The 17,486-nt window shown below is 72.2% G+C and carries 9 protein-coding genes; 4 read left to right on the forward strand and 5 right to left on the reverse strand.

Going from position 1 to position 17,486, the window contains the following annotated elements:
- Window positions 1-118 precede the first annotated feature (118 nt).
- From ACGFNK_RS11480 to ACGFNK_RS11500, 5 genes are all read right to left on the reverse strand, one after another.
- The gene (locus ACGFNK_RS11480) at window positions 119-4,792 is read right to left on the reverse strand and encodes an HAD-IC family P-type ATPase (protein ID WP_393414472.1); all 4,674 of its coding nucleotides are present in this window, start codon (window positions 4,790-4,792) and stop codon (window positions 119-121) included.
- A gap of 254 nt (window positions 4,793-5,046) precedes the next feature.
- Window positions 5,047-5,676 (reverse strand): GntR family transcriptional regulator, encoded by a 630-nt coding sequence (locus tag ACGFNK_RS11485; protein ID WP_393414475.1) that lies wholly within the window; start codon window positions 5,674-5,676, stop codon window positions 5,047-5,049.
- A 297-nt stretch (window positions 5,677-5,973) separates the two neighbouring features.
- Window positions 5,974-7,782 (reverse strand): 2-oxoglutarate dehydrogenase, E2 component, dihydrolipoamide succinyltransferase, encoded by a 1,809-nt coding sequence (sucB, locus tag ACGFNK_RS11490; protein WP_393414478.1) that lies wholly within the window; start codon window positions 7,780-7,782, stop codon window positions 5,974-5,976.
- 56 nt (window positions 7,783-7,838) lie between these two features.
- Window positions 7,839-9,227 carry a dihydrolipoyl dehydrogenase gene (gene lpdA / locus ACGFNK_RS11495; RefSeq protein WP_393414481.1) on the reverse strand — a complete coding sequence of 463 codons (1,389 nt, stop codon included), beginning with the start codon at window positions 9,225-9,227 and terminating at the stop codon, window positions 7,839-7,841.
- Window positions 9,228-9,609: 382 nt separating this feature from the next.
- A complete protein-coding gene (locus ACGFNK_RS11500) occupies window positions 9,610-11,163 on the reverse strand; it encodes a leucyl aminopeptidase (protein ID WP_393414484.1) in 1,554 nt (517 codons plus the stop codon).
- Window positions 11,164-11,549: 386 nt separating this feature from the next.
- Between ACGFNK_RS11500 and ACGFNK_RS11505 the strand changes: the two genes are divergently transcribed.
- The 4 genes from ACGFNK_RS11505 (at window position 11,550) to ACGFNK_RS11520 (ending at window position 17,334) form a co-directional block, all read left to right on the forward strand.
- Window positions 11,550-13,538, forward strand: coding sequence for a hypothetical protein (locus ACGFNK_RS11505; protein ID WP_393415540.1), 1,989 nt, complete (start codon window positions 11,550-11,552; stop codon window positions 13,536-13,538).
- A gap of 108 nt (window positions 13,539-13,646) precedes the next feature.
- Window positions 13,647-15,167, forward strand: coding sequence for a GT4 family glycosyltransferase PelF (pelF, locus tag ACGFNK_RS11510; RefSeq protein WP_393414487.1), 1,521 nt, complete (start codon window positions 13,647-13,649; stop codon window positions 15,165-15,167).
- Entirely contained in the window at window positions 15,164-16,690 is a 1,527-nt protein-coding gene (locus ACGFNK_RS11515) for a hypothetical protein (RefSeq protein ID WP_393414490.1), read from the forward strand. The genes pelF and ACGFNK_RS11515 overlap by 4 nt, the downstream gene beginning before the upstream one ends.
- Window positions 16,687-17,334, forward strand: a complete 648-nt coding sequence (locus tag ACGFNK_RS11520; RefSeq protein ID WP_393414493.1) for a spherulation-specific family 4 protein — start codon at window positions 16,687-16,689, stop codon at window positions 17,332-17,334. The genes ACGFNK_RS11515 and ACGFNK_RS11520 overlap by 4 nt, the downstream gene beginning before the upstream one ends.
- The last annotated feature ends 152 nt before the right edge of the window (window positions 17,335-17,486 follow it).

Genomic DNA, 17,486 nt, shown 5'->3' on the forward strand with positions numbered 1-17,486 from the left:
GGTGAGCCGCCTTTCATGTGGACGTGCGGGGTTACGGCTCCTTTGTGCGCCCCGACGTCATCCGGCGGGCTGCCCCAAGGTGACCTGCGCGTGAATATCCCCTTGCGGTCAGGTCAGGTCAAGCCCTGCCGCCCGTTGGCCGCCCCATCCGCGTGACGGCACCGGCCGCGCCCTGCGCCACGGCGGGCACCAGAACCGAGCCCACCGCCGACGCCACCGCGATCGTCCAGCCCACCGGACCCAGGGGCCGGCTGCCGAAGAAGTGGCTGAGCCCGGGCACGCTCACCACCACGCCCAGCACCACCAAGGACCCCACCACCGCCGCGGCGACCACCGGATCGCGGCCCGCGTCCTGCAGCGTCTGGAGCAACTGGGACGCCACCAGGGCGACCAGGGAGACGGTGTCGGCGTGCGCCCTGGTGCCGGTCGCGCGGGCGGCGATCCAGGCGACGGTGGCCGCCGCGGTGGTGACGGCGGCACGCAGCCGGATGTGCCGGATCAGGGCCTTGCCGAGGGAGACCTCCGGGCCCTCCGCGAGCAGCCGGTCGGTGTGGTCGGCGGGCGGGCGGGCGGCGATGGCCATGGCGGGCAGCATGTCGGTGAGCAGGTTGACCAGGAGGAGCTGGCGCGCGTTCAGCGCGCTGCGCCCGGTGAGCAGGGAGGTCGCAAGGGTGAAGGCGATCTCCCCCAGGTTGCCGCCGAGCAGGATGCCCAGCGCCTTGCGCACCGAGGCCCACATGGCCCGGCCCTCGACGAAGGCGTCGACGATGGTCTCGATGCGGTCGTCGGTGACCACCACGTCGGCGGCGGCGCGGGCCGCCGGAGTGGCCCGGGAACCCAGCGCGATACCGACGTCGGCGATCCGGATCGCGGGCGCGTCATTGGCGCCGTCACCCGTGACGGCGACGATCCGGCCGGCCGCGCGCAGCGCGGTGACGATACGGACCTTGTGCGCCGGAGTGACCCGGGCGAACACCGTGATCTCCGGCAGCGTCCTGGCGAGCGCCGCCTTGTCCAAGGACTCCAGCTCCGCCCCGGTCATCAGGCGCGGCTCCTCCTCGGGCCGCAGCTCCCGGGCGATCGCGGCGGCGGTGCTGGGATGATCGCCGGTGAGCATGACGATACGTACCCCTGCCCGGGACAGCCGGTCCACGCTCTCGGCCGCTGTGGACCGCACCGGGTCCGCAAGGCCGAGCAGGCCCAGCAGACTCAGTTCGCCGACGTCCTCGTCATCGAGCTGCGGGGGAGCGGTGCCGGTCCGCTCCGGCGACTGAAGCACCTGCGGCTCCGGCGACGGCGGCTTGGGGGCACCCGTGGGCAGCACCCGTTCGGCGACCGCGAGCACCCGCAGACCGCGCCGGGCCAGCCGTTCGATCTCCGCTTCGAGCTCCTCCCGCACCCGGTCGTCGAAGGGCTCGGGGGTGTCGTCCCGGCGGATGCTCACGCAGCGGGCCAGTACGACCTCGGGTGCGCCCTTGACGACGATCCGCGTCTCGGAGTCGGAGCGCCCCAGCACGGCGTGGTAGCCGCGCCCTGGCTCGAACGGCAGCTCCGCAAGGCCCTCCCAGGAGTCCGTGCCGAGCCCGGCGGCCCGGGCGGGAGGGGCACCGAGCAGTTCGGCGCCGGCCGCGATGGCACGGTCGGTGGGGTGGGCGAGCGTCGCGGCCCGCCCCGGTGGGCCCGCCAGGGCGGCCGTGGCGACGATGCGGCGCAGCGGCGGGGTGAGCCGGTCGGGCGGACGCTCCTCCAAGGCGTCGGAGACCTGCTGGAGACTGATCCGGCCCTCGGTGAGCGTGCCCGTCTTGTCGAAGCACAGCACGTCGGTACGCCCCAGTGCCTCGATGGTGGAGGCGCTGCGTACGAGGGTGTTGTGGGTGGACAGCCGGCGGGCCGCGGCCAGCTCCGCGACCGTGGCAACGAAGGGCAGCCCCTCGGGCACGGCCGCCACGCACAGGCTGACCGCGGAACCCAAGGCGGCGCCCAGGGGCCGCCTGCGCAGCAGGTCGATGGCGAAGAGGGCGACGCCCGCGGCGACGGACAGCGGCAGGAACCAGCGGCCCAGCGCCTTCAGCCGCCGCTCCACACCGCTCTCCGGCGGCCCGCCCTCGGGGCCCGCCTGCGCAGCGCTGCCCGCCTCGGTGGCCGTACCGATGGCGACGACCACGGCCAGCGCCTCGCCGGCCGCCACCGTCGTCCCCTGGTAGAGCATGGACGTACGGTCCGCGACCGTCCGGGCCGCGGTGGGCGAGGCGCTCTTCACGACGGGCAGCGACTCGCCGGTGAGGCTGGACTCGTCGACCTCCAGGCCCTGCGCCCGGACCACCCGGCAGTCCGCCGGGACCGCGTCCCCGGCCCGCAGCTCGATCACATCGCCCCGCACCAGGTGCTCACCGGCCGCTTCGACGGCCTCGGTCCGGCCGGGCCGGCGTACGCGTACCCGCGCCGAGGTGGCCTCGACCAGCCGTTCCGCCGCCTCGTCCGCCTGCTGCCGCTGCACCCCGCCGACCAGCGCGTCTACGCCGAGTACGCCACCGATGAGCACAGCGTCCAGTACGGAGCCGAGCGCGGCCGAGATGCCGCCGCCGATCGCCAGGATGGGCGTGAGCGGATTGGCCAGCTCCTCGACGACCCTGCCGACCAGGGTGACGGCACCGTCATGCCGGTCACGGCCCGCGAACTGCCGGCGCCGCGCGGCCTCGGCCTCGTCCAGGCCACGGGACGAGGTGCCGAGCCGGGTCATCACCTGACGTACCGCCATGGCATGCCAGGGCGTACGCTCGGCCGCCGCCGGGGTCGGACGCCCGTGCAGCCGCCAGCCCGCCCAGAAGCCCGTCGCGATCCCGGCGATGGTCACCGCGTCGGTCACCAGGCGGGCCCGCGCCCAGGCCCGCGGCCGGGGCACCAGCAGCGCGAGGCCCGAGCCCGCCACGGCGCCGGCAGCCTCGAGCCGGGTGCAGAGCCGGCTGATCCGCCGGGCCTCCGGCAGGGCCGTCAGCAGCAGGTGGACGACATCGGGCGGGGCGGCCACATCGGCGTCCCACGGCACGTGCCGCCCACCGGTGATCACCCCGATGCCCAGGTCCGCGCGGACGAGGGCACGCCGGGTCCGTGCCGAGACCACGGCGACACCATGGCCCTGCGACTGGAGGGAGCGGACCAGGGCGGCCGTACGCCGGTGCCCCGTGCGCGCGGCCTCACGCAGTCCGAACCGGCGGTGCAGCCCCGGCGGGCCGCCCACCAGCCGCACCTGGCCGCACTCCCGCGCCGCGCGCACCAAGTGGTGGGCGAGCGGGTGCAGTTGGGGGGCCAGGGCGGCCACGGCCACCGGCCTGCCCTCCCGCAGGACGAGCATGACCCGCGCGCCCTCCTCGGCCCACTGCCGGGCGAGCGCGGCAGGCTGGGCGGGTAGCTCGGCGCCAGGGGCGGCGTCCACGCCGGTGAACGGCCGCAGCTCCCAGTCCCCCTGCCGCTGTGGCGGCAAGGGACCGGCACCGGGCGGCCGGGCGCGCCTCGGAGGACCGTCCGGCTCCATCAACTCGTGGATCCGCGCATGCAGTTCGTCGTCGTCCGGAACGTCCTGCTCCTGCTCAGCTGTGCCCTCCGGGCCGCCGTTCAGGGGCGCCACGCCCTCGACCGTCCAGCCGCCGGTGGCCAGCAGCCGGGCGTCGAGAACCACCGTGTCGATCCGGTCCAGGCGGCGCAGCGCTTCCGGCCGCAGGGCGAGTGCCCCGCGGTCGGAGACAGCGCGGGACACCGAGGACGCGAACGCCTCCCGGCCGAACCGCGGGCCCCGCGGAGTCCCCGCGATCAGCAGCGCCAGGCCCCGGTCATGGCTGAGAGTGCCGGTCGCCGTCAGCCCGTACGCGGCCAGGGACACCGGAGCCGCCACGTTCGCGTACCGGTCGCCGGGCCCCGGCGGCAGCTTGGCCGGCCGCTCGTAACCTGGCAGCGCGTCGTGCCGGTACGTCCCCTCGTGTACGGCCAGCCTGCTCGCCCAGTCCGCCCACGACCTGCGCCGGGCCTGCACTTCCACGTACCGGGCGGCGGCCATCGTGGTGGCCACCGTGGCGCCGAGCGGCCGGAACGTCAGCGTCGTCAGCAGCAGGTTCGTCATGGCGAAACCGCGCTCCGTGGCCTTCTCGCCGATCCGGCGGGCGAGGCCGTCGCGCAGCGGCGGCGCGGACTCGACGAGTTGGAACGCCGACATCACCACCGGCGGCAGGCCCTGCAGCCGGAGCCTGTTGCCCACAGTCGCCACGCCCACCGCCACCAGGCCCGCGCCGAGCCGCACGGCCGCCCCGACCGCGGCGCCCGGATCACCCGGGAAGCCGGCCTGGCTCCGCGCCCGCCCGGCCTCCCCCGCCCGCCGGGCATCCGCACTCTTCGCCTCCTGGGCGGCGGCGTCCGCCGTGGCGACGAGTCCGGTGACGCGCTCAAGGTCGGTTTCCGGCCCGCAGCCGACGTATACGCAGCCCAGCGTGCCGTTCATCTCGGCACGGCTCACCCCCGGCACCCTCCGCAGCGCGGCCTCCACCTCGCGTGCCGCGGCTGCCGTGCCGGGCCGCCCCAGGCGTCGGACCTCGATCTGCACGCCTCCGGAGGTCGGCCAGAGCCGGGGCTTCGACGTCATGGACCGCAGCAGCACTGTCGGTACGGTGGTCAGCTGCCCCGCGCCGGAGCGGACCGTGGAGGACGCCGCGGAGTACATCGCCGCGGGCAGTACGGCCGCGACCTGGACGGACTTGAACAGCACGGACTTGGCGAGCGCGGAGGAGAGCGCTGGCAGCATCATGCGGACTCCACCATCGGCCGGCTACGGGCGTGTGGGCGGCGCCCCGGAGGACACGACTCGCACCAGTATGTGCACGTATGGGTGCCTTGCGCCTGGGCGGGCCCGCTGGATGGGCCAGCGGGAGGAGGGCGTTCGGCGGGCTGAGCAGCCTTGGTGAAGTCCGGTGCGATACCGCGCCCTGACAGGGGCGCGGGGAACTGCGCGACCAGCCACAACGAACCCGCAGCTTGAAACCGCGCAACCCAGCGGAGCGCTTACGCGTCCGCGCGCGGAGCGCACCCCAGCACATGATCCTTCACCAGGCGGCCGATGTCCGGGTCCCGGCGCTTGAACGCCTGGACCAGTGCCTCGTGCTCCTCTGCGTACGACTGCTGCCGGGTGCCGAGCCAGCGGATCGACAGGGCCGTGAACACCTCGATGCCCAGCCCTTCCCAGGTGTGCAGCAGCACGCTGTTCCCGGCCGCCCGCACCATCTCCCGGTGGAAGGCCACGGTGTGCCGCACCTGGGCCTCACCGTCGGCCGCGCGGTCCGCCTCGTACAGCGCCGCGACCTCGGGGTCCAGTGCCGAGGTGTCCTCGGCCAGCCGCTGAGCCGCCAGCTCGGCGGCTATCTGCTCCAGACCGGCCCGGACCGGATAGATCTCCTCCAGGTCGGCCGCCGTCAGGCTCCTGACCCGCACGCCCTTGTTCGGCGCCGACTCGATCAGCCGCAGCGCCTCCAGTTCCCGCAGGGCCTCCCGTACGGGCGTCTGGCTGACCTCCAGCTCCACGGCGATCCGCCGCTCCACGATCCGCTCGCCCGGCTTCCAGCGCCCGCTCACGATGCCGTCCACGATGTGCTCGCGGATCTGTTCGCGCAGCGAGTGGACGACGGGCGCGGTCATGAGGGCTCCTTCTGAGGGGGCGCTGAATCCAATGCTGCGGCCCGAAGGGCCTCGTTGAGGGGCGGTGGTCGGGCGGCGGGCGGGACCCGGGGGCGTTGACGTCTAGACAATAAGGCCGAGTTCCCGTCCGAGAGGGGCGCGAGGGGGTGCTTCGGCGCAGGTGAGACAAGCCTTACACGGTGCCAGGGGGTCGCCCGATGTAAAGAGCCGTGCGGATGACCGTACGGATACCCCGTGCGAGATACGACGACGCCCCCGTCCTCCGAAGAGGACGAGGGCGCGTACGTACGAACGGAGTTACAGCCCGAGCTCGACCTCGAACTCGCCCGCCTCCAGGATCGCCTTGACCGCCGTCAGGTAGCGGGCGGCGTCGGCGCCGTCCACCAGGCGGTGGTCGTAGGAGAGCGTCAGGTACGTCATGTCGCGTACGCCGATGACGGTGCCCTCGTCGGTCTCGATGACCGCCGGGCGCTTGACCGTGGCACCGATGCCCAGGATCGCGACCTGACCCGGCGGCACGATGATCGTGTCGAACAGCGCGCCGCGCGAACCGGTGTTGCTGATGGTGAAGGTCGCGCCGGACAGCTCGTCCGGAGTGATCTTGTTGGCCCGGACCTTGCCCGCCAGGTCGGCGGTGGCCTTGGCGATACCGGCGAGGTTCAGGTTGCCGGCGCCCTTGATGACCGGGGTCATCAGGCCCTTCTCGGAGTCCACCGCGATACCGATGTTCTCGGTGTCGAAGTAGGTGATCGTGCCCTCTTCGACGTTGATCCGGGCGTTGACGGCCGGGTGGGCCTTCAGCGCCTGGGCCGCCGCCTTGACGAAGAACGGCATCGGGGAGAGCTTGACGCCCTCACGTGCCGCGAACGCGTCCTTGGCCCGGCCGCGCAGCTTCATCAGCCGCGTGACGTCGACCTCGACGACCGAGGACAACTGAGCCTGCTCGTGCAGGGCCTTGACCATGTTGTCGCCGATGACCTTGCGGATGCGCGGCATCTTGATGGTCTGGCCACGCAGCGGGGAGGCCTCGAGAACCGGGGCCTTCTTCGCGGCGGTGGCGGCAGGGCCCCCGGCAGTCACAGCAGCGGCCGGAGCCGGAGCAGCGGCGGCGGCCTTCGCGGCCTCGGCGGCGGCGATGACGTCCTGCTTGCGGATACGGCCGCCGACGCCGGTGCCCTTGACGGTGGCCAGGTCGACGCCGTTCTCGGCGGCAAGCTTGCGCACCAGCGGGGTCACGTACGCGCCCTCGTCGGTGGGCTGCGCGGCGGCCGGAGCCGCCGGAGCCGGAGTGACGGGAGCGGGCGCGGCCGGCGCGGGGGCGGCCGGCGCCGCTGCCTGGGCCGGAACGGGTGCGGGCGCGGCCGGAGCCGGAGCCGGAGGGGCCGGAGGCGCGGCCGGGGCAGCGGGCTGGGCCGGAGCGGCGGGTGCCGCGGCCGGGGTGGGCTGCGCCGGAGCCGGAGCGGCGGCCGGAGCCGCGCCCGGGGCACCGATGACGGCGAGCTTGGCGCCGACCTCGGCGGTCTCGTCCTCGGCGACGGTGATCTCCAGGAGCACACCGGAGGTGGGCGCCGGGATTTCGGTGTCGACCTTGTCCGTGGAGACCTCGAGCAGCGGCTCGTCGGCCTCGACGCTCTCGCCGACCTCCTTGAGCCAGCGCGTCACGGTGCCCTCGGTGACGGACTCGCCCAGCGCCGGGAGGACCACATCGGTGCCCTCGGCGGTGCCGCCACCGGTGGCGGCCTGAGCGGTCGGGGCCGGAGCCGGAGCGGCGACCTCGGTGGAAGGCGCGGCCTGCGGTGCCGGCTCGGGGGCGGGCGGTGCGGCGACCTCCTCGACAGCCGGGGCCGGGGCAGCAGCGGGGGCGCCCGTGCCGTCGTCGATGACGGCCAGCTCGGCGCCGACCTCCACCGTCTCGTCCTCGGCGACCTTGATGGACGCCAGTACGCCGGCGGCGGGCGAGGGGATCTCGGTGTCGACCTTGTCGGTCGACACCTCGAGCAGCGGCTCGTCGGCCTCGACGCGCTCGCCCTCGGCCTTCAGCCAGCGGGTGACAGTGCCCTCGGTGACGCTCTCGCCGAGCGCCGGAAGGGTTACGGAAACCGCCATGGTTTCTGTTGCTCCTTACGAATTGCGGAAGTCTGTGTCGTCGCGCCCGAGGGCTGTCAGTCGTGCGAGTGCAGCGGCTTGCCGGCGAGGGCCAGGTGGGCCTCGCCGAGCGCCTCGTTCTGCGTCGGGTGAGCATGGATGAGCTGCGCGACCTCGGCGGGCAGCGCCTCCCAGTTGTAGACCAGCTGGGCTTCGCCGACCTGCTCGCCCATGCGGTCGCCGACCATGTGGACGCCGACGACGGCACCGTCCTTGACCTGGACGAGCTTGATCTCGCCCGCGGTCTTGAGGATCTTGCTCTTGCCGTTGCCCGCGAGGTTGTACTTGAGAGCGACGACCTTGTCCGCGCCGTAGACCTCCTTGGCCTTGGCCTCGGTGATACCGACGGAGGCGACCTCCGGGTGGCAGTACGTCACCCGCGGCACACCGTCGTAGTCGATGGGCACGGTCTTCAGACCGGCGAGACGCTCCGCCACCAGGATGCCCTCGGCGAAGCCGACGTGCGCGAGCTGGAGCGTGGGAACCAGGTCACCGACGGCCGAGATGGTCGGCACGTTCGTGCGCATGTACTCGTCGACCAGGACGTAGCCGCGGTCCATCGCGACGCCCTGCTCCTCGTAGCCGAGGCCCTGCGAGACCGGGCCGCGGCCGATGGCGACCAGCAGCACCTCGGCGTCGAAGGTCTTGCCGTCGGCGAGGGTCACACGGACGCCGTCCTGCGTGTACTCGGCCTTCTCGAAGAAGGTGCCGAGGTTGAACTTGATGCCGCGCTTGCGGAAGGCGCGCTCAAGAAGCTTGGAGCTGTTCTCGTCCTCGACCGGCACGAGGTGCTTGAGGCCCTCGATGACCGTGACGTCCGTACCGAAGGACTTCCAGGCGGAGGCGAACTCGACGCCGATGACGCCGCCGCCGAGGATGATCGCGGACTGCGGGACACGGTCCAGCGTCAGCGCGTGGTCCGAGGAGATGATGCGGTTGCCGTCGATCTCCAGGCCCGGCAGCGACTTCGGCACGGAGCCGGTCGCGAGGAGGATGTGGCGGCCCTGGACGCGCTGGCCGTTCACGTCGACGGAGGTGGGGGAGGACAGCCGGCCCTCGCCCTCGATGTACGTCACCTTGCGCGAGGCCACCAGGCCCTGCAGGCCCTTGTAGAGGCCGCTGACCACGTCGTCCTTGTACTTGTGGACGGCCGCGATGTCGATGCCCTCGAAGGTGGCCTTGACGCCGAACTGGTCGGCCTCGCGCGCCTGGTCGGCGATCTCGCCGGCGTGCAGCAGGGCCTTCGTGGGGATGCAGCCGTTGTGCAGGCAGGTGCCGCCGAGCTTGTTCTTCTCGATCAGGGCGACGTCAAGTCCCAGCTGCGCTCCGCGCAGGGCCGCGGCATAGCCGCCGCTACCGCCGCCGAGGATCACTAGGTCGAAAACGGTGCTGGCGTCGTTCGCCACGTCACGTCCTCCATGCATGTGCGCCGTATGCCGGTCTCCCGACCGGGCGGCGGCTGGTGTCCGGCCGCTCTTTCTTCGGCCCTGTGGTGGGGCCCTGTCCTGCCGAGAACCCATCTTTGCACTTGTCCGCGGGAACGTGGACGCCGGGCCGGTGTGTGAGACGTCGCACGCTCACTTGTGAGAGGGCGGTGGGACAGCCGAACCCAGGGGCGCGGGGCTGTATCGATATGCGGCTCCGCCGCGATGGGGGTCCCCCCGCTCATGGGGGTCCCCCCGCTCGAGCGAAGCCGAGAGTGGGAGAGGAGCCGAGAGTGGGGGAGCGATCAAGCACATACGACCTGCAGTCGCGCAATACCCCGCAGCCCCGAGTTCATGGGCGCCCTCAGCCGAGGTCCCCCGAAGCCGCCAGCTCGGCAACCCGCACCAACGTGCGCACAGCCGATCCCGTGCCCCCCTTCGGGGTGTAGCCGAAGGGACCGGACTCGTTGAAGGCCGGGCCCGCAATATCGAGGTGGGCCCAGGTGATGCCCTCGCCGACGAACTCCTTGAGGAACAGCCCGGCGACCAGGCCCCCGCCCATCCGCTCACCCATGTTGGCAATGTCGGCGGTAGGGGAGTCCATCCCCTTCTTCAGATGGTCCGGCAGAGGCATCGGCCACGACGCCTCTCCGGCCTCCTCCGCGGCCTCGACGACCGCGGAGCGAAACGCGTCGTCGTTGGCCATCACACCGAACGTACGGTTGCCCAGCGCGAGCATCATCGCCCCGGTCAGCGTCGCCACATCGATGATCGCGTCCGGCTTGTCCTCGGACGCCTTCCACAGCGCGTCGGCGAGGACGAGCCGCCCCTCGGCGTCGGTGTTCAGCACCTCGACCGTCTTGCCGCTGTACATCCGCAGCACATCCCCGGGCCGGGTGGCCGACCCCGACGGCATGTTCTCGGCCAGCGCCAGCCAGCCGGTCACGTTGACCTCGAGGCCCAGCCGAGCGGCAGCGACGACCGCGGCGAAGACCGCCGCCGCCCCGCTCATGTCGCACTTCATCGTCTCGTTGTGCCCCGCGGGCTTCAGCGAGATACCGCCCGAGTCGTACGTGATGCCCTTGCCGACAAAGGCCAGGTGCTTCTTCGCCTTGGACGAGGTGTACGACAGCTTCACCAGGCGGGGAGCGGACGCGGAGCCGGCGCCGACGCCGAGGATGCCGCCGTACCCGCCCTTCTCCAGGGCCTTCTCGTCGAGCACCTGCACCTTGATGCCGTGCTCCTTGGCCGCGGCCTGTGCGACAGCCGCGAAGGCCTCCGGGTTCAGGTCGTTCGGCGGGGTGTTGACGAGGTCGCGGGCGCGGTTGAGCTCCTCGCAGACGGCGGAGGCGCGCTCGACGGCCGCCTTGTACGCCTTGTCGCGGGGCTTCCCGCCGAGCAGCGCGACCTCGGCGAGCGGGGCCTTGCCGTTCTTCGCGCCCTTCTTGGCGTCCTTCCCGTCCTTGCTGTTCTCCTTGTACACATCGAAGGCGTACGCCCCGAGCAGCGCGCCCTCCGCGATGGCGCCCGCGTCGGCGGCGTCCGTGACCGGCAGGGCGAACGCGGCCTTCTTGGAGCCGGCCAGCGCGCGGGCGGCGGCACCGGCGGCGCGGCGCAGCGTCTCCGGGCCGAACGAGGCGTCCTTGTCGGGCTGCGCACCCAGACCGACCGCCAGCACGACCGGCGCCTTGAAGCCGGACGGTGCCGGCAGCTTCGTCACTTCGCCCTCGCCACCGGAGGCGCCGAGGGTCTCCAGAACGCCGGCGAGCCCGCCGTCGTACGCCTTGTCCACGGCCTCGGCGCCCGCTGCGACGACCAGGTCCCCGGACTTGGCGGAGCCGCCCTTGGCGACACCGACGACGATCGCGTCGGCCCGCAGGCCGGGCGCTGCGGCGGTGCTGAGAGTGAGAGCAGTCACGGTGGTGAAATCTCGCTTCCATTGAGTTGCTGTGGCCGAGGGGGGTGGCTCGGCCGGGCCCGACGAAGGAGCCTAGGAGACGGCGGATCGGCAGGCTGGACCGGACCAGGGGAGTCCCGGACATGAGCCTACGCTCGGTAGCGGGTTTCGCTCATTCCAGAGGCCGTTCATCCCCCTGTGGCGGACTGGCCACTTCTCAGCGTTCACATGAGGTGACCTGAGTCACACTCGTCGCATTTGGCGTGAGTGATCCTCTCTCCGCTTTGCATGATTTCCACGGATCCTCCTTCGGCTGACCACATGAGGATCCGTCAGGGGAGGAAGTCACCGTGGCGCAGAGCGCGCGCAGTTGGAGAACCGCGGCCGTTGCATCGGCGGCGGCGGGCATGCTGGCGCTGGGCCTCGGAGTACCGGGAGCGTCCGCGGCCGAGGAGCCGCGTATCGATCTCAAGGTGCTGGTCGTCGACAACGGCGACAGTCCCGTCGAGGCCATCGCCGAGGAGCTGAAGAGCACCGGCATCCCGTACACCACCGTCGATCTCGACGATGCGGACCGCCCGACGATCGACGAGGCGTTCCTGAGCGACACGGTGGACGGTGCTTCGCGCGCCAGGTACCAAGGCGTCGTCCTGCCCAACGAGGCGCCGTTCGGGGCGGGTTCGGCCGAGCAGGCCGCCCTGGAGTCGTACGAGAAGACCTTCGGCATCCCCCAGGTCGACGCCTACACCTGGGCGCACCCCGGTGTCGGCCTCGACTACACCAGCGAGGGCGGCTGGGCCGGAACGCTCGACGGCCGTGAGGCGTCGGTCACCGAGGCCGGGCAGGCGGGGTATTTCGGCTACCTCGACGGGCCGCTGAGGTTCGAGGACAACTCCGGCTCCGTACAGGAGAGTTACGGGTACGTGGCCCGGCCCCGCGAGGGCTTCACCAGTTACGTCGACATCGCCGTGCCCGGAGGCACAGGCCGCGGCAGCCTGGTCGGTGAGTACGCCCACGACGATCGCCGCGAACTTGTGGTGACCTTCGCGTACAACGACGACCAGCAGCAGTTCCGGGTCCTGGCCCGTGGAATCGTCGAATGGCTGACTCAGGGCGTACACCTGGGACAGAACAGGAACTACCTTTCCGTCCACGTCGACGACGTCTTCGCTCCCGACAGCCGCTGGGACACCGAACGCAACTGCACACCCGGCGACTTCGACTGCGTCGGCGGTGACGGTGAGGGGACCACGCCGATCCGGATGACCGCGGACGACGCGGTGTACGCCGCGCAGTGGCAGGAGAGCAGCGACTTCACGCTCGACATGGTCTACAACGCGGGCTCCGGCGAGGAGTGGAAGGCCGAGAACGGCGGCGCGGACGCGCTGACCGGCCAACTGCTCGCGGACAAGGACGAGTACCGCTGGATCAACCACACGTACACGCACCCCTTCCTCGGCTGTGTCCAGGACACCAGCACCGTGCCGTGGAGCTGCGCCAAGAACCCCGAGAGCGCCGGCGGCGCGACGCAGTACATGAGCCGCGCCGAGATCTCGGCGCAGATCCGTGACAACAACCAGTGGGCCGCCGCTCACGGACTCCCGGTCGACTCCACCGAGTTGGTGACCGGTGAGCACTCCGGTCTGAAGACGCTGCCGCAGCAGCCGGACGACAACCCGAACCTCGCCGGCGCCCTCGCCGACAACGGCGTCAAGTGGATCGCCTCCGACAACTCCCGTGAACCGGACCAGCGTTCGGTGGGCGCCGCGCTGACCGTGCCGCGCCATCCGATGAACGTGTACTACAACGTCGGTACGGCCGCCGAGATGACCGACGAGTACAACTGGGTCTACACGTCCGCGGCCGACGGCGGCAGCGGCGTCTGCGAGAACAACCCCACGTCCACCTGCCTGGAGGACCCGCTCGACCCGGCCACCGGATTCGAGTCGTACATCGTCCCGCAGGAGGCCCGTATCGCCCTCGGGCACGCCGTGAACAACGACCCGCGCCCGCACTACGTCCACCAGTCCAACCTGGCCGAGGGCCGGCTGCTCTACCCGGTCCTGGACAAGGTGCTCGCCGACTACCGCGCGCTGTTCGCCGACAACACCCCGCTGGAGAACCCGCGGCAGAGCGCGATCGGCACCGAGTTCCAGCGCCGCGCCGACTGGCAGCAGGCCGTCGCCGACGGCGACGTCACGGCGTACCGCGTCGGCGACACCGTCACCGTCACCGCCCCGTCCGGGACCGAGATCCCGGTGACCGCGCCGGAGGGAACGCTCAAGCAACTCCCGCTCGGGACCACCGAGTTCGGTACTCCGTACGCGGGCGAGCGCTCGGCCTGGACCACGCCGGAAGCCTCGCAGACCGCCCTCACCCTGAGACTGCCCGCATAACGACCGACCGCCCGCCTGACGAGAGCGCAGCGCAACAGCACGAGGCCCGCCCCGGCCAGGACCGGCCGGGGCGCGCAACCGTAGACATGTTCCAGGGGGAACCCCACGATGACCACCGGCCGTCATGTCACCATGCTCACGGAGGGCACGTATCCGCTGGTCCACGGCGGGGTCAGCACCTGGTGCGACCAGCTCGTGAAGGGCATGCCCGAAGTCGAGTTCAACCTCATATCGCTCGCCGGCAGCGGTCGCGAACCCGTGACCTGGGAGCTGCCGTCCAACGTCTACCAGCACATATCCGTGCCCCTGTGGGGCAGGCGCCCCGGCTCGAGGCGCCCACCACGGGGGCGCGCCCGCCGCCGTTTCATCGACACCTACGAACGGTTCCTGCTGTCCTTCCTCGACCCCGACGCGCACTGCGACTTCGGCGAGGCACTCTACGAACTCGCCCTGCTCGCCCGCGAAGGACGGCTGTCGGCGGCCCTGCGCACCGAGGCCGCGCTGCGCTCGCTGATGTGGATCTGGACCATGCCGCATCTGCCGACCGCCGCCGCCCGGCCCACCGTGCACGACGCGCTGACCGCGACCGACCTGCTGGAGCACGCACTGCGCCCGCTCGGCGTACGGCTCCCCGAGGGCTCCGTATCGCACTCCACCGGCAGCGGCCTGGCCACCCTTCCGGCCCTGGCCGCACGGAAGTTGGACGGCATACCCTTCCTGCTCACCGAGCACGGCATCTATCTGCGCGAGCGCTATCTCGGCTACCGCAGCGAGGCCCAGCGCTGGCCCGTCAAGGCCCTGATGCTCGGCTTCTACCGCGAACTCAACACCCTCGGCTACAAGACAGCCGACCTGATCACCCCCTGCAACCAGTACAACCGCCGCTGGGAAGAGCGCGGCGGAGCCGACCCCGACAGGATCCGTACGGTCTACAACGGCGTCGACCCGCACGCCTTCCCGCACGCCGGACCCGAGCCGGTGGTGCCCACGCTCACCTGGTGCGGCCGTATCGACCCCATCAAGGACCTGGAGACACTGATCCGCGCGTACGCCATGGTGCGCGCCGAACTCCCCGAGACCAGGATGCGGCTGTTCGGTCCCGTGCCGCCCGGGGGAGAGGCGTACAAGACGCGCCTGGAGAAGCTCGCCGCCGAGCTCGGTGTGACGGACGGGCTCAGCTTCGAGGGCCGGATCAGTGAGGTGTGGCGCGCGTACGCGGCCGGGCATGTGGTGATGCTGTCGTCGATATCGGAAGGCTTCCCCTTCTCGATCATCGAGGCCATGTCGTGCGGGCGGACCACCGTCTCCACCGACGTCGGCGGGGTGAGCGAGGCGGTCGGCGACACCGGGTTCGTGGTGCCGCCCCGTGAGCCCGAGAAGATGGCCGCGGCGGCGCTCACGCTGCTCAAGGACGACGAATGGCGCCTGGCACTCGGCCGGTTGGCGCGCCAGCGGGTCATCGACCGGTTCACCCTCCGCCGTTCCGTGGACGCCTTCCGCACCATCTACCAGGAAGTCGCGGGCCTGCCCGAGGTGTACGAGCCCACCGTCGAGACCGTCGCCGACTGGACCGTCGAGCTGCGCGACCCCTGGTACCAGGCCGTCGCCACGGACGGGACGGACTGGTGAGCGGATCGATCCGGATGCCGCCCGGGGCGCGCACCGACACCCTGCCCGCTGTACCGCGCCGGCGCCGGCCCAGCTGGGCGGGACCCGACGCGGTGGACGAACTCGCCACGCGTCTCGAAGAGTTCATCGCCGCCGCCGTCCACCCCGACGAGATCGCCGCGCTCCTGGAGTCCGACGGCATGTCGGACGACCAGATACGCGAGAAGTACGGCTGCAAGGACTCCTTCTCGCTCGCCGAGGAACTGTACGCACGCGTCGAGCGCCGACATCCCGAACCGGCCGGCCCGGCCCACGACCCTTGGCGCATAGGCCTGTTGGGCTGCCTGCTCCGAGGCGTCGTCTTCGCGCTGCCCGGACTCGGCTACGTCCTCGGGGCGCCCCTCCTCGCGGGCCCCGAGGACGGCCTCGGGCTCCCGGCCGGTACGGCGCCACTGCTGGCCGGTGCCCTGTGCGGCTGGGCCTGGAACCAGGGCCTGGCCCATCGGGCGTACTCCTGGCTGGGGTTGGGCGACCGCACCGCCTCCCGCCGCTCGCTCCTCCTCGGCGCTCCGGCGGGCGCGCTGCTCGGCTCGCTGGTCGCCCTGGCCGTCGCCTCGGACCACCTCGGCGCGGTCGCCTTCGCGGCAGGGCAGTCCTGCTACCTCGGGGCGGCCACCGTCCTGCTGGTGATGGGCCGCGAACGCGCCCTGCTGGCCGCCCTGTTGCCCATGACGGCGGGCGCCCTTCTGGCACTGGCCCGCCCGGTGCCGGACGCCGCGAGACTGGCCCTGCTCCTCGGCTCCCTGGCCGCGGTGTCGGCGCTCGCGGTGCGTGAAGTCGCCCCAGCCGTACGGGAGCCGGGGGACGGGAAACGGATCAGCCGGGCGTCGGCGTTCGCGGCGCTGCTGCCTTTCCGGGGCGGTACCCCGGACAGAACGGGCACAAGTGCCGCGCCCTGGCTCGGCGCCTCGCTGCCGTACGCCTTCTTCGGGGTGGGCAGCGGCGTCCTCGTCGTGTACGTGGCGCTCGGCGACGTGATGGCCGAGGGCGCCGGTTCGGACGCCGCGATCGCCGCACCGGCCGCCGTGGCGCTCACGCTGAGCATGGGGCCCGCGGAGTGGCTGCTGTACCGGTTCCGCAGCTCAAGCCTCGCCGGGCTGCGCTCCAGCCGTACGTCCCGCGCGTTCTGGCGGACCACCGCGGTCACCCTCGTGAAGTGCCTCAGCGGCTATCTGGCGGCTCTGTTCCTGCTCAGCCTCGCCACCGCCGCGCTGTGGCCCGACGCGCCCGGCCTGGGCGGCGTACGGCTCACCGCCCTGATGCTCCTCGGCGTCGTCCTGTGGACGGGCCTGCTGCTCCAGTCGTTCGGCGCGGTCCTGAGCGCCGCCGTGGTCTGCTGCGCCGCGGGGCTCGCCCAGAGCGTGGCGCTGCTCGTGGACGGAGCGGACCCGCATCTGATCGGCCTCGTCGTGTACGCCACGGCCGCCGGGGTGCTGGCGGGCCTGGTGTGCTGGCTGCTGGGCAGAGCGACGGCCCACCGGTGAGCCGCTTGCTGGTCCCCTACTACGAGCACCCGTCCGTCCGCCCCGCCGAATGGGAGGCGATCGTCGCCGCCGCGCCCCGCCTCTACGGGGTCGTACTGAACCCGGCCAGCGGCCCCGGCGAGCGCCCCGATCCTGCCTTCGCCCAGATCGCGGAGCGACTGCGCACGGCGGACGTCCGGGTCCTCGGATACGTCGACACCGCCTACGGCCGAAGACCGCGCGCCGAAGTCGTCGCCGACCTGACCCGACACCGCGACTGGTACAGCACGGACGGCGCCTTCCTCGACCAAGTAGCCACCCGGTTAGGGGAGTTCGGCTACTACCAGCGGCTCGCCACAGCCGCCTGGGGCGCCGGCCACGACACCCTGGCCTTCAATCACGGGGCGCCACCACACCCCGCATACGGCAGGCTCGCCGACGTCCTCGTCACCTTCGAGGGCCCCTGGGACACGTACCGCACCCTGCGCCCGGACCCGTGGCCGGGCGGCACTCGGACCCGCCTGTGCCACCTTGTGTACGGGGTGCCGCCGGGTGCCCGGGTCGGGGAACTGGCGCACGCGCGGGGGGCGAGGGTGCACTGCGCGGTGCCGGGCGAGGGCGAGCACCCGTGGGGCACACTGCCCCACGCCTTGGAACTGCGCTGAGGAGAGCGCCCTGTAAGGGACGGGGGGCCGCGCCGAGGATCGGCTCCTCAGCGGAACGACGAGGTCCAGGCGGCGGCGCGGACTTCAGCGGGGTCGCGGACCTCCGCAGGAGCGCCCCGTCAGGGGCGCGGGGCTGTATCGATTTGCGGCTC

This window comes from Streptomyces sp. NPDC048825, from assembly GCF_043198355.1.
In the GTDB taxonomy this organism is placed as follows: Bacteria; Actinomycetota; Actinomycetes; order Streptomycetales; family Streptomycetaceae; genus Streptomyces; species Streptomyces xiangluensis.